Origin of the sequence: Shewanella oncorhynchi (genome assembly GCF_012584455.1) — a bacterium.
Taxonomy (GTDB): domain Bacteria; phylum Pseudomonadota; class Gammaproteobacteria; order Enterobacterales; family Shewanellaceae; genus Shewanella; species Shewanella oncorhynchi.
In genome coordinates this window covers 200,023-213,089 of sequence record NZ_JABAEB010000002.1, presented here as the reverse complement: position 1 = coordinate 213,089, position 13,067 = coordinate 200,023, and the positions used below count along the sequence as shown (strand labels likewise).

At 43.6% G+C, this 13,067-nt stretch carries 9 protein-coding genes; 5 read left to right on the top strand and 4 right to left on the bottom strand.

The annotated features are described in order from the left end of the window. The 3 genes from ppnN to HGO26_RS03210 form a co-directional block, all read right to left on the bottom strand. Nucleotides 1–1,356 (bottom strand): nucleotide 5'-monophosphate nucleosidase PpnN, encoded by a 1,356-nt coding sequence (gene ppnN / locus HGO26_RS03220; RefSeq protein ID WP_028760679.1) that lies wholly within the window; start codon nucleotides 1,354–1,356, stop codon nucleotides 1–3. Nucleotides 1,357–1,412: 56 nt separating this feature from the next. Beyond that, entirely contained in the window at nucleotides 1,413–2,969 is a 1,557-nt protein-coding gene (locus HGO26_RS03215) for a GGDEF domain-containing protein (protein ID WP_105249767.1), read from the bottom strand. Nucleotides 2,970–3,120: 151 nt separating this feature from the next. Continuing rightward, the gene (locus HGO26_RS03210; protein WP_168823294.1) at nucleotides 3,121–5,283 is read right to left on the bottom strand and encodes a tetratricopeptide repeat protein; all 2,163 of its coding nucleotides are present in this window, start codon (nucleotides 5,281–5,283) and stop codon (nucleotides 3,121–3,123) included. Nucleotides 5,284–5,417: 134 nt separating this feature from the next. On the opposite strand from HGO26_RS03210, the gene HGO26_RS03205 reads away from it, so the two are divergent. After that, the gene (locus tag HGO26_RS03205) at nucleotides 5,418–7,229 is read left to right on the top strand and encodes a M61 family metallopeptidase (RefSeq protein WP_168823292.1); all 1,812 of its coding nucleotides are present in this window, start codon (nucleotides 5,418–5,420) and stop codon (nucleotides 7,227–7,229) included. Between the two features lie 170 nt (nucleotides 7,230–7,399). Here the strand turns inward: HGO26_RS03205 and rdgC are convergent, their stop codons facing one another. Then, the gene (gene rdgC, locus HGO26_RS03200) at nucleotides 7,400–8,314 is read right to left on the bottom strand and encodes a recombination-associated protein RdgC (RefSeq protein ID WP_113941038.1); all 915 of its coding nucleotides are present in this window, start codon (nucleotides 8,312–8,314) and stop codon (nucleotides 7,400–7,402) included. 291 nt (nucleotides 8,315–8,605) lie between these two features. Between rdgC and HGO26_RS03195 the strand changes: the two genes are divergently transcribed. The 4 genes from HGO26_RS03195 (at nucleotide 8,606) to HGO26_RS03180 (ending at nucleotide 13,029) form a co-directional block, all read left to right on the top strand. Then, nucleotides 8,606–9,574, top strand: a complete 969-nt coding sequence (locus HGO26_RS03195; RefSeq protein ID WP_168823290.1) for a porin — start codon at nucleotides 8,606–8,608, stop codon at nucleotides 9,572–9,574. A gap of 186 nt (nucleotides 9,575–9,760) precedes the next feature. Further along, on the top strand, nucleotides 9,761–10,450 hold the full coding sequence (gene phoB / locus HGO26_RS03190) for a phosphate regulon transcriptional regulator PhoB (protein WP_006085167.1): 690 nt from the start codon (nucleotides 9,761–9,763) through the stop codon (nucleotides 10,448–10,450). A gap of 80 nt (nucleotides 10,451–10,530) precedes the next feature. Continuing rightward, nucleotides 10,531–11,829 (top strand): phosphate regulon sensor histidine kinase PhoR, encoded by a 1,299-nt coding sequence (phoR, locus tag HGO26_RS03185; RefSeq protein WP_105249762.1) that lies wholly within the window; start codon nucleotides 10,531–10,533, stop codon nucleotides 11,827–11,829. A 228-nt stretch (nucleotides 11,830–12,057) separates the two neighbouring features. Further along, nucleotides 12,058–13,029 carry a PstS family phosphate ABC transporter substrate-binding protein gene (locus HGO26_RS03180; protein WP_113941039.1) on the top strand — a complete coding sequence of 324 codons (972 nt, stop codon included), beginning with the start codon at nucleotides 12,058–12,060 and terminating at the stop codon, nucleotides 13,027–13,029. The last annotated feature ends 38 nt before the right edge of the window (nucleotides 13,030–13,067 follow it).

Sequence of the window (13,067 nt, the reverse complement as noted above, 5' to 3'; positions counted from 1 at the left end):
CTATTTCACTATTTGATAGCAAGGAATATAGGCGCTTCCTGGAAGCTTCATTCTTTGTTGCTGTACAAATGCACTTAAGAGTTTATCCATCATATCCATGAGCTTAGGATCGCCTTTTAATTGGAAGGGTCCATCACGCTCTATGTGCTTGATTGTTTCCGACTTGACGTTACCCGCCACTATACCTGAAAACGCTTTACGAAGGTTGGCGGCAAGTTCGGCTTTATTGGTTTGGAAGTGTAGATCTAAGTTTGCCATCACTTCGTGGCTTGGGATAAAAGGTAACTGAAACTCAGACTCAATCTTCAGTGCCCACTGATATTGGTAAGCATCACCCGTTGAGCGGCGATAGGCTTTTACTTGCTCCATTCCTTGCTTCATGATGCGTGCCACTTCAGTGGGATTATCAATGATAATTTGGTACTTTTTCTGAGCTTCGGGTCCTAAGGTTGAGGCAATAAACTCATCAATCTTAATGAAGTAATCTGCGCTCTCCGTTGGGCCTGTGAGTATCAGGGGGAAAGGCGTTTGTTGGTTTTCTTCGTTAAGTAAAATACCCAATATATAGAGCAATTCTTCAGCCGTGCCAGCACCGCCAGGGAAGATAATAATGCCGTGGCCTAAGCGCACGAAAGCTTCGAGGCGCTTTTCAATATCGGGTAAGATCACCAGTTCATTGACAATTTGATTCGGTGGCTCGGCGGCAATAATACTTGGTTCAGTTAAACCAATATATCGTGCATTTTTAATCCGTTGTTTGGCATGGCCTATGGCCGCACCTTTCATCGGACCTTCCATCGCGCCAGGACCACAGCCTGTACAAATATCTAATTCCCTCAGGCCTAGTTGATAACCTACCTCGCGTGTGTACTGGTATTCGATGGCATTAATACTGTGTCCGCCCCAACAGACGACCACATTAGGGTCTTTCATCGGTGCTATCGCCCGCGCATTACGCAGAATATCAAACACCACATTGGTGATATGGTGGGCATTGGTCAGATTAATGTGTTTTAGTGAGTCATATCTATCACTGATATAAAGGATATCGCGTAAGACAGAGAACAGGTGCTCTTGAATTCCCGTGATAATTTGACCATCGACAAAGGCTTGTTCGGGGGGATTGATCAGTTCTAATTTTACACCGCGCTCCCGTTGTAGAACGTTGATGTCGAAATCATGGTATTGCTCGAATAGGGCTTTAGAGTTGTCGGTTTTTAAACCCGCGGCAAGCACTGCTAAGGAGCAGTTGCGGTACAGTTGGTATAGGGCACTTTTGGCACTATTTTTGAGTCGATCAACTTCAAGTTGCGAAAGCTGATCCATGCTGCCTTTTGGGCTGACTTTTACTATCATTTACCACTCCTTCGTCATGACAGGAGTGATTAGAGGAGGCGTATAGTGGGGCTTAATTATACGTCAATCACAACCCTGTCTCTGCTTTCGTGTTTCGCTTTGTAGAGTGCTGCATCGGCGCGTTCAAAGGTCTCATGTATGAGTTCACTTCCCATAACTTGCGCAGCCCCTATAGATACTGTAACTGTAATTCTCTGATTTTTAAATTTAAATGGAATATTTTTTACTTTCTCGCGCACTCTGTTTAAAAGTTGAGCGATATCAGCAGGGGCCACATCAGGTAATAGCAGTACAAATTCTTCGCCGCCATAGCGGGCTACAAATTCTGTATCTCGCAGGGAGTTTTTCAATGCCATTGCTATAACTTGCAAGGTTTTATCACCTGTGCTGTGGCCAAAACTGTCGTTGATGGTTTTGAAGTGATCGATATCGGCAACGGCAACCCATAACGGGGACTTATGTCGTTGATAGTTACGGTATTCTAGCTCCATGCGCTCTTCTAATGCTGCACGGTTAGGCAATTGAGTTAAGCTGTCGAGTAAGTTGAGTTTTTGTTGTTCAAACAAACGCTCTTTGTAGGTGTTAGCCTCACTACTTAACTCATTAAGCTCTTTGCGCATTGTCTCCATCGACTTGCGCAGCAGGGCTTGTTCTCTTTGCTCTAAGGCTTCTTTACGGGCCAATGCCGAACGAATGGAGTTAAGTTGCTCAGTCAATTGGGCTTTAAGATCGACGACATCTTCCACATCGATAATGATTTCACCGGCGTTATCGACGCGGGTGTTGATCTCACGATTCAACTGGGTCTTGAGTTGGAAGCTGCGTTGATTGTGGTTGTAAGATTCACTGACCACTTCACGCACTGCGGCTAAGGCATCATTTAGAGCAAACAAAAACTCTTGGGATGCCGATTTCTCGCGGGCGATGTTATCAAGCAATAACGCTAAAATGGTTTGGTAGGCTTCGAGCAAGCTATCAACTTCAATTTCAGAAGAGAGTACTTCTTTGATCACTAATACTTGGTCACGTTGATCTTTACGAAACTCGATTTCCGAAATCATCTGCGCCAGCTCATGGGCTAGTTGCCTGTGTTTTGGTAAGACATCAAGTTTTTCAGATTCGCTAAATTGTAGCTGTAATATGGTTTCGTAGAAGCCAATGATTTGCTTAACTTTAGGTATATATTCCCACACGGTATGAAAAGGTTTAGCCAGATCTTGCTTGAAGTAATTGACTTCTTTTTTGAGTTTTTCAGGTGCTGAGTTAACGCGTTGGATCTGACGGATCACCTGTGACAAACCCGTACGACTCTCTTCGAGTTGTACCATCACATGGTGATATTGGCCTTTTAGCAGGCGCTCGACATCAACTAATTCTGGCAATGCCTCATCGACTCGCTCAAACGTATTTAAGTTATGGCGAAGTTTGGCGAGTTTATTATCCAGCTCAAGATTTTGCCCTTTACAGGCGAGGCTTAAGTGACCAATAAATTGGAGTAATGTCTGTAACTTTGCATTTCTATCTTCATTAACTTCATCAAGGGCAAGTTTGGCCGAATGGAGTTTCTGTTGCAGCAAGGCAAGTTGTGAAACTGTAGCGCTTGAATCCTTCATCCTGAGTATTGTCCTAACTCTGCAAGGCTAAAAAACATGACAATCCTATGTCCAGATTAGCTGTTAACTCATATGATACTAATGTTATAACACTGGGCGTAGAGTGCAAATGCGATTTACCAGTGACTCTGTGATTAATTACCGATATTGATCAAATATTTTCCAGTAATTGCCTATCTTGGTTATTTTCCCAGCAAGGCCAGCGAATATCCTCTTTATTGCCGTTGGTCTCTAATCTGATTAATCCACGCTCAATGCCTTTTTCAAGGTGCAAAAATAACGGGTTTGCAAATAAGCTCAAAGGAACAAAGTCGAGGGCTCTGAGAGCGACATAATAGTCGTTATTACCACCTAAACTACGGGCACAGGCAAGCGCCATCTGCACTGTTTCAAATTTTAATTTCGCGGCCATTTTAATTTCTGATTTCGCTAAAAGTGGCAAATGCGCAAAGCCAAGACGGAAATGATGTGTGATTTGCTGTTGATCGAGTTTCAGGCGTACTTGGCTGAGTATTTGTGTCGGCTCAATAGGTTGCGTGAACCGAACTGCAAATACCCCTTGGCGTACCACATAAACAGATGCTGCGAGTGCATCCGTTAGATGATTGGCAATTTGCGCTGTTACTGCATCACTAAAATATTGGCCATAGTCCAGATCCGCCGTAAGTTGGGTGGGGAAGGCGATAATCGCGAGTGCCGTTGTGGATTCCTGACTTTGATTATGGCTTAAGTGCGCTAATAATGCGGCATACCCTAAATTGTGAGTGAAGGGTTCCTGTAGCGTTAATTGAGTTAATGCCGCGTTTTTAGCCGTTATTTTGCGGCGATTTTGTAGCATGAAAATAATCACGAGCAGCAAGAGTCCGGCAATAAGGCTGCAAATGAGCAGTAGCGTGTGAGTGTTGTTGCTTTCTTTCACTGTCTCAACGAGTTTTCCCTGTAGCATGTTGAGCTCAAGTTTTAGCTGTTGCTCTGCAAGGGCAGAGGCCGACACAGGTGAGTCTTTATCTGTCTCCGCTGGCTTTTTGCTTAGCTCAATGATACGGGCTTGGGCATCGATGGTTTTTGATAATTCACCTAATTTTTGCGCCGCCGAGGCGATAAGGGTGAGTGCGGATTTTTGTTCATCGACCAGTTTTAAATCGACCGCGAGTGCTAATGCGATATCGGCATGGGCCATCATCAGCGGCCAATCTTGGTTGGTTTGGGCGATTTCACCAATTAAGAGTTCGTTATAAACTTGATAGTGATGGCTTTGTTTTTCTTTGAATATTTGATTGGCCATCAGTAAATATTTTAGGGCGTTAACATTGTCTTTAATATTTGAGTAGGCTTGTCCTAAATTATGGAAATTAAGCCCCTGTGCGATGTAGTTACCGCGTTTTGCATCTAATTGCTGGGCATTTAGGTAGTAATCAATCGCTTTATGCCAATCCCCTTGTTCGCCATAGACCATAGCGATCACTGTCATACAACTTGAAAGATAAGTGTCATTGCCCATTTTTTTAAAGCCAGCCGCGGCTTCATGAGCATTTTTAAGCGCTTCATCCCACTGCTTTAAGTCACGGTATACCTTAGAAAGTTGCAATTGCAGATTGGTTTTCATTGAAGGGTAATTAGAACGATTGGAGATCCGAATCGCTTCACTATAATGCTGTAGTGATTTTGTAAGCTGCTGATTAAAATTGTAATAAAAGCCAAGCCTCGCTTCAGCCGCCGCGATTAAGTAATCGTTTCTGAGTTTATAGGCAATGTCGCGGTATGTGTGGAAGTGCATCAGTGCGGGCACTTCTTGGCGGATCAATAAATGTAAGCCACCTAGATGTTCATGAATATTGTGTTTAAGAATTAATGTTTCGATGTCATAGCTGTCGTTGATGCGGGTGAGCGCTTCATTATAAAGACCAATCGCTTCTTGATATTTCTGTTCAGTACGGCCAAGGTAACGGCCATTTAACATGGCGACCATGGCAAGTTCGTAGGGCGATTGCGCCGCAGTCGATAGGAGTTCAATCAAGCTTTTTGCGTTTTGAAAATCGACCTTGGTTTTAACGTTTGGCTCCATATTGAGGCGGGCCAGTAAATACAAAATCTGTTCAAATTCGAGTGGATTGTAGCCTTGCTCTTGGGCTGCGCGCTCAAATTGGTCACGGTTTTGAAAAGCGAGGGGAAAGGAAATTGTTTTGTTGAGCGCATCATACATTTGCTGCGGTGATTCTCTTAACTCAACCTCATCCGCTTCGAGATCTCGGCTTTGGACTGTAAAAGGCAGTGACAGCAACAGAGTAAATAAAATAACCGTGAGTTTTTGCATTTGAACTGTGATTCCTCATTCCTTTAGTCAAGGAACTTATTTTGTTAGCTTTTGTTAGCGCCTAATGAGGATGCTACATCGACTTGTTATACTTGGAAAAATCATAAGAAGCATAATAACAGAAGGAAGCAAGAGTGAAACCCAACAGACTATCAATCTTGATATTGAGCGCATTATTTTCGGGTCAAGTATTGGCCGATGTGAAATACCAAATCGACCTTATTAAACCCGAACACCATATTGCCCAAGTGAGTGTCACTTTTCCTGAAGTGAAGACGAACGATTTTACGGTGAATCTCCCTGTGTGGCGGACGGGCAAATATCAAGTATTACCTTTGGCCGATGGTGTGCGCTTATTTAGTGCTAAAGATAGTCAAGGTCATGAACTGCAATGGAAACGCACCGCGAGCGGTGAATGGCAAGTGGCGCTCACGCAGCCAACCCGTGTTACTGTCAGTTATCAATTGTACGCTAATGAATTAGGCCAAAGGGTGCGCCATATTGACGCGAGCCATGCCTATTTGGATGCTAGCGGTGTGTTCATGTACAGTCCGCAATTTCGCTCTGAACCAATATCCGTAGAATTAAAAGTGCCTAAAAATTGGCAAAGTTACTCTGGGATGTCATCGGGTAAGGCCGCTCATTCCTTTATTGCCCCTAATTATGATGTGTTGATCGACTCCCCGATTGAAACTGGTGTGAGTACTCATAAACAATTTAGTGCTAATGGTAAAAACTATGAATTGGTGTTTTGGGGGGAAGGTAACTATGACACGGATAAAATAGTAAAAGATCTTAAAGCCTTAAGCGGTCAAGCTAAGGTGATTTGGGATGATTATCCTTTTGATCGTTACGTGTATATGGTGCATGCAACGAGTGGTGCCAGTGGCGCGACAGAACATTTAAACTCTACTGTCATTCAACTGCCGCGCTTTAGTTTCCGTGAACGCAAGGACTACGTGCGCTTTATTAGCACTGCATCCCATGAGTTTATCCATACCTGGAACGTGAAGGCTTATCGCCCCGAGGGATTAGTTCCCTATGATTATCAACATGAAAATATGACGGAATTACTGTGGATGGCTGAAGGTTCTACCAGTTATTTTCAAGATCAGTTGCTGTTGCGGGCTGGAGTCATAACAGTTAAAGAGTTCCTTGAAGATTTAGCCAAGCGCGTCGAGAAAAACCAACTCAATCCGGGTCGTGAAACTCAATCTGTGGCAGAGGCGAGTGCAGGGGAGTGGAGCAGTATCGGTGGCGATTATGCTATTAACCACAGTGTAAATATTTACTCAGAGGGTTACTTAACCTCTTTAGCCTTAGATTTTTCATTACTGCAAGACTCCGAACTTAAGTATTCATATCGCGATGTGCACCGTCGTTTATATCAAGAACATCGCGTACCAAAAGGCTATGGTGTTAGTGATGTTCAGTACATTCTTAAAGACTTATCCGGCAAAGATTATGCACCTTGGTGGCAGGCAAACGTGAATAGTCCCATGAGTTTAGATTTCCCAGAATTATTATCACAGGCTGGGTTAAATCTGTCCTATGGTAAAGATTCAAAAGCTGAGGCATTTGCGGGAATGACCTTGAGCAGCACCCATGGCTCTTTAGTGTTAGACCAAGTGTTGCGTAATGGTCCTGCTTGGCAAGCGGGCATAGTTGCGGGGGATGAAGTATTAGCGATTAATGGTCTCAAGGTGACTGCTGCGGGTTTCTATAAGCGCATCAAAGACTTTAAGGTTGGCGATAGTGTAGAGGTGATATTATTTAGCAACGATAAAATCAAGCAAGTACAGCTCATCCTTGGCGAGCAGCAAAGCGGTAAGCTAGTGCTCAAGGGGGATGCAAAAGCGACTAAACAGCAAAAAGCTTTCTTCAAGACTTGGTTAGGCATTGATTGGCCGTTTGACAATAAAGGCGAGTTAGCAACTAAAGCTTAATGTGGTTAGGGCTTCATCTTTAGCATCTAAATGCCTTTGTCTTAAAACCACCTTAAGTAAAATCGTCATAAAAAAGGCGCAACCATTATTTTGATGGGGCGCCTTTTCTTATCTTGTACGGCTCAGTCTAACAAGCGAGTCGTAGCTCTCGTCTGCTTAACGAGTTTTGCTTAAACTTGTGCGTCTTCGAGTCCACCAAGGGCGGCCACGAGTGCATGCATCAAGGCGACTAACTCGCTGCCCATTAGGGCAAAGTCTGCATCTAAACGAGCCATAGGATCGTCAGTGCCGACTTCATCGTTCCCAGCTCTAAATTCTTCAGAGAATTTAAGGCGCTTCACGCTAGCATCTGATTGCAATAATAGTGCAATCGATTGGCCGAAATGCAGCGCTAACTTGTGTACTTGCTTACCTGTAGCTAAGTGAGCTAACACTTCGTCTTCTTTCAAATCCTGCTGCTTAAAGCGCACAATTCCGCCTTCATCAGCTTCAGATTTTAGCTCGGCTTCGTCTTGCATTTCAAAGGGTAATGGTGCGCTGCCAAGTTTTAACCATTCAGTTAAATTGGATTCGACTGGCGCTTTAAAGCTCAGTGGGATCACAGGTAAACTGCCGAGAGCTTTACGTAATAACGCTAATAATTCTTCGGCCTTAGTGGCACTTGAACTATCAACGAGGATCATTTCTAGCTCAGGCAAAATCAAGGCGTGGGTTTGGCTTCGACGCGAAAAAGCGCGTGGCAGTAGGCTAGTGATGATTTCATCTTTTAGCGCATCTTTTTCTTTTTTCGCCAGTTTACGATTTTCTTCATCTTCAATGAGAGCCACTTTTTCTTCTAAGGCTTCTTTGATGACTTGGCCTGGCAGAATTTTCTCTTCTTTAGTCACGCAGATCAGATGGCGATTGTCAGCGCTATGGACCAAAGAACTGCCTTTTTTGCCTAACGCATTTGAGAAACCAAATTTACTGACATCTTGGCTTGAGCAGGGGGAGAAAGTGAAATCGGCCAACGCAGTTTCTAGCGCTTCGGTTTCGACGGCAAAAGGTTTATTGAAACGATAAAGAGTAAGATTTTTAAACCACATAAGAGGCGCCCATTGAAAATTAAAGTGGCAGTTTACGGCATAGTTTGGACGGGGTAAACCTGTGTTCAATAGCTGATTTTTAACGGAAGATCAGAATTCATTAAACTGTAACATAATAATTAGCTTAGCTGCAGCCTGCATTTTTACTGGGTTTTGTGCCTGGCTTCACGTCAGCTTTTTTGCTCGCCAACGTTAATGGTCACAATTGAAATAAAATTGAAACACATTCATTGCAAACTTTCGGTCGTTCCAAACCAATAACCAAGACGAACATAACGTCGAAAGGATTAAATGATGAACGTTTTTTGTAAAACTCTACTTGCTTCTGCGCTAGCTTCTGCAACTCTGGCTTCAGCTAATGCCGCTGAGCCACTGACTGTTTATGGTAAGTTGAATGTCACTGCTCAATCAAATGATGAGAAAGGTGATGCTACAACAACTATTCAAAGTAATGCTTCTCGTTTTGGTGTGAAGGGTGATTTTGCGCTGTCTAGCTCGCTGGAAGCTTTCTACACAGTGGAATATCAAGTTGATACAGGTGCAGCATCAAGCGATAACTTTACTGCACGTAACCAATTTGTTGGTTTGAAAGGCGCATTTGGTTCGTTCTCTGTGGGTCGTAATGATACCTTGTTGAAAATTTCTCAAGGTGATGTTGATCAGTTTAACGACCTTTCAGGTGACTTAGGTAAGCTGTTCAAGGGTGAAGTTCGTGCTGCTCAAACGGCGACTTACCTTACGCCTTCCTTTGGTGATTTTGTATTTGGTGTTACCTATGTTGCCGAAGGAAATGATGTAAAAGGTCAATTTGCTCAAGATGGTTTTAGCTTAGCGGCCATGTATGGTGATGCGAAACTGAAGAAAACACCCGTTTATGCATCTCTTGCTTATGACTCTGATGTGTCTGGATATGAGATTGTTCGTGCCAGCTTACAAGCTAAGTTAGCCGGTATTAAACTGGGTGGTATGTACCAGCAACAAGAGCAAACCTATAAATTTGATTCTGCAACGTCGATGCCAGTTGAAGTCACTGCAGAAAGTGCTAACGGCTATCTATTAAGCGCTGCCTATGATATCGATGCTGTTACTTTAAAAGCTCAGTTCCAAGATATGGAAGAACTTGGTGATTCATGGTCGGTAGGTGCAGACTACAGTTTAGGTAAGCCAACTAAACTATTCGCTTTCTACACGAACCGCTCGTTAGAAGCGTCTACAGATGATGACAAATACATTGGTGTTGGCTTAGAACACAAATTCTAAATCCAGCATTAAAACTCAATTAAGGAGGCATATAGCCTCCTTTTTTATTGCTATAAACAAACAGTTATATAAACTTATTATGACAAATATTACTACTATATAGCTCAAGCGGCGTGCTTATTCATAAATCTGTAATAAAAATGACTAATAATAGCCGTGTTGACATTCACTGACAGAAAATCACTTATGACTGCAAGGATATTGATAGTAGAAGACGAGTTGGCCATCCGCGAGATGCTGACTTTTGTAATGGAACAGCATGGGTTTACAACCTCTGCGGCGGAAGATTTTGATTCGGCCATTGCGCTGCTAAAGGAGCCTTACCCCGATCTGATTTTATTGGATTGGATGTTTCCTGGCGGAAGTGGTATTCAATTGGCGAAACGCTTAAAGCAAGATGAGTTTACGCGCCAAATTCCGATCATTATGTTAACCGCCCGCGGTGAAGAGGAAGATAAAGTCAAAGGCCTCGAAGTTGGCGCCGATGATTACATCACTAAACCTTTTTCCCCTAAAGAGCTGGTCGCACGTATTAAAGCCGTATTGCGTCGCAGTGCACCGACTCGTTTAGAAGAAACCATTGATGTACAGGGCTTAATGCTCGACCCTGTGAGTCACAGGGTGAGTGTGGGTGAAACTGTATTAGATATGGGCCCAACCGAATTTCGTTTATTACACTTTTTCATGACCCATCCTGAGCGTGTTTACAGCCGTGAACAGCTGCTCGATAATGTGTGGGGCACCAATGTGTATGTTGAAGACAGAACCGTTGACGTGCATATCAGACGCCTTCGTAAAGCCGTTGAAGAGTCTGGTCATGATCGCTTGATCCAAACGGTTCGTGGCGCTGGTTATCGTTTCTCTACACGCATTTAGTGCTGAATAACTGTTAGGCACAAGTTAGCTTTTACGCTATCTTGTGCTCCTCTTATTTAGCCTGATGTTTGGGTTTATTTATGTCTGACTCTTATTCAGGGTATCGGTTGTTTACGCGCTTAGGTTTATATCTACTGCTTTGCGCGCTAATAGGTTTATTGGTAGGGAAACTTCTCTGGATACTCTTTATCGGCACGCTAGGGTTAGTTTGCTGGCATTACCGACAATTATCACGGCTTAACTTTTGGTTATGGCGGGATAGGAAACTCACGCCGCCGCAGGGCAGTGGGAGCTGGGAAGGTGTATTTAACGGTATTTATCGCCTTCAAGGGAAGAATCGTCGACGTGTCGGTCAACTGGCCGCACTGCTGGCACGATTTCGTCAAGGTGCTGAGGCGTTACCCGATGCCGCTGTCGTGCTTGATTCAGAACATAATATTTTATGGTGCAACAAGTTAGCGCAACTCATTCTCGGTTTTGTGTGGCCACAGGATAATGGTCAACGAATCGATAATTTAATCCGTCATCCTGATTTTTCTGCTTACATTAAATCCGCACAATACAAAGAGCCGCTGGAGTTACCTTCGCCGGTATCGGATAGGCGTTTGCTTGAAATCCGTATCATGGCTTACGGTGACAGGCAGCTACTGTTAATTGCGCGGGATATCACTCGTATACGTCAGCTTGAGGGAATGCGGAAAGAGTTTGTCGCCAATGTGTCGCATGAATTAAAAACGCCGCTCACTGTGCTACAGGGTTACCTCGAAATGATGCAAAGCATGGCTGAGCCTGATTCGATGAACGTCAAGCCGTTAGCATTGATGCAGCAGCAGACACGACGAATGCAATCTATGGTCGAACAGCTATTGATGTTATCGCGAATTGAAGATGCGGCGGATATTAACCTCGAAAACACTGTGAATATGACGCAGTTGATGGAGGTGCTCAAGGAGGAAGCTAAGGCGCTGGCACAAGATAAGTATGAATTGAGTTTCTATTGTGAGCCTGGACTTGATTCTCACGGCAATGAATTGCAGCTGAGAAGTGCCTGTTCTAACTTGATTTCTAATGCGATTCGTTACACAGAACCTGGCGGGAAAATTACAGTGCAGTGGTGCAGTGTGGCTACGGGTGCCATCTTTAGCGTAACGGATACGGGTGAAGGTATTGCGGCTCAGCATATTGGTCGATTAACGGAACGTTTTTATCGGGTAGACAGTGCGCGCTCAAGGCAAACTGGTGGTAGTGGTTTAGGTTTAGCGATAGTAAAACATGCGCTTAACCACCATCACAGTAAGCTTAAAATCAGCAGTGAAGTCGGTAAAGGCAGTACTTTTAGCTTTATTATCCCTTTGCATCTTATCGAACGTAAGAAATAGTATGTGTGAGTGAAATATTTACAATGAATAATAAAAACAGGCCATTAGGGCCTGTTTTTATTTCTAGGTTTATTGAGTCTTTAATAAATGACAGAAAAAAGCGATAAATAGTGCATTGTCATTTAAGTGTCATATCACGGACATAGAATTGTCATTGTAGCGATTGATACTGGCTGCGTCTGAAGAAACTTAAGTTACAAATTAGTTAGCTTACTACTGGAGCACATAATGAAACTGAAAAAGCTTGTCGGCGCGATTACTCTAACAGCCGCTGGTGTATTCTCTGCCACTGCGATGGCATCGATTGATCCATCTTTGCCTACTTATGAAAAAGCGAGCGGTGTATCTGGCAACTTATCATCTGTAGGATCAGATACCTTAGCCAACATGATGACACTTTGGGCAGAAGAATTTAAACAAATGTACCCTAACGTCAACATTCAGATCCAAGCGGCGGGTTCTTCTACTGCGCCACCAGCGTTGACTGAAGGCACTTCACAGTTCGGTCCTATGAGCCGTAAGATGAAGCCTAATGAAGTTGAAGCGTTCGAAAAGCATTTTGGTTATAAGCCAACTGCGATTCGTGTAGCTATCGATGCTTTAGCCGTATTCGTGCACAAAGATAACCCAATCAAAGGCTTAAGCGTTGAGCAAGTTGATGGCATTTTTTCTTCAACTCACAAATGTGGTAGCAGTGACATCCAACGTTGGGGCGATTTAGGCTTAGACGGTAACTGGTCTGCCAAAGACGTTCAACTTTACGGTCGCAACTCAGTATCGGGCACTTACGGTTACTTTAAAGAGCACGCGCTTTGTAAAGGTGACTTTAAAGCTAACGTAAACGAGCAACCTGGTTCAGCTTCTGTTGTGCAATCTGTTTCTCAATCTCTGAATGCGATTGGCTACTCAGGTATCGGTTACAAAACTGCAGGTGTTAAAGCTGTTGCCATCGCTAAGAAAGGCAATGAGTTTATCGAAGCTACAGCTGAAAACGCGGCTAATGGTACTTACCCACTATCACGTTACTTATACGTTTACGTGAACAAGCAACCAAACAAAGACTTAGCACCAATGGAAAAAGAATTCCTGCGTTATGTGTTGTCTAAGCAAGGTCAGCAAGTGGTAGAAAAAGACGGTTATGTACCTGTGCCTAATAGCGTAGTTGCTAAAGATTTAGAGCAAGTAGGTATTCGCTTGTAAGCCAAACGGCTTGTTAATCAAGGACCTCTTAGGAGGTC

Excerpts from the sequence above, each read along its gene's own strand:
- HGO26_RS03210 (WP_168823294.1), bottom strand. The coding sequence starts at position 5,283 with ATGCAAAAACTCACGGTTATTTTATTTACTCTGTTGCTGTCACTGCCT.
- HGO26_RS03195 (WP_168823290.1), top strand. The coding sequence starts at position 8,606 with ATGATGAACGTTTTTTGTAAAACTCTACTTGCTTCTGCGCTAGCTTCT.
- ppnN (WP_028760679.1), bottom strand. The coding sequence starts at position 1,356 with ATGATAGTAAAAGTCAGCCCAAAAGGCAGCATGGATCAGCTTTCGCAA.
- phoR (WP_105249762.1), top strand. The coding sequence starts at position 10,531 with ATGTCTGACTCTTATTCAGGGTATCGGTTGTTTACGCGCTTAGGTTTA.
- HGO26_RS03180 (WP_113941039.1), top strand. The coding sequence starts at position 12,058 with ATGAAACTGAAAAAGCTTGTCGGCGCGATTACTCTAACAGCCGCTGGT.
- HGO26_RS03215 (WP_105249767.1), bottom strand. The coding sequence starts at position 2,969 with ATGAAGGATTCAAGCGCTACAGTTTCACAACTTGCCTTGCTGCAACAG.
- rdgC (WP_113941038.1), bottom strand. The coding sequence starts at position 8,314 with ATGTGGTTTAAAAATCTTACTCTTTATCGTTTCAATAAACCTTTTGCC.
- phoB (WP_006085167.1), top strand. The coding sequence starts at position 9,761 with ATGACTGCAAGGATATTGATAGTAGAAGACGAGTTGGCCATCCGCGAG.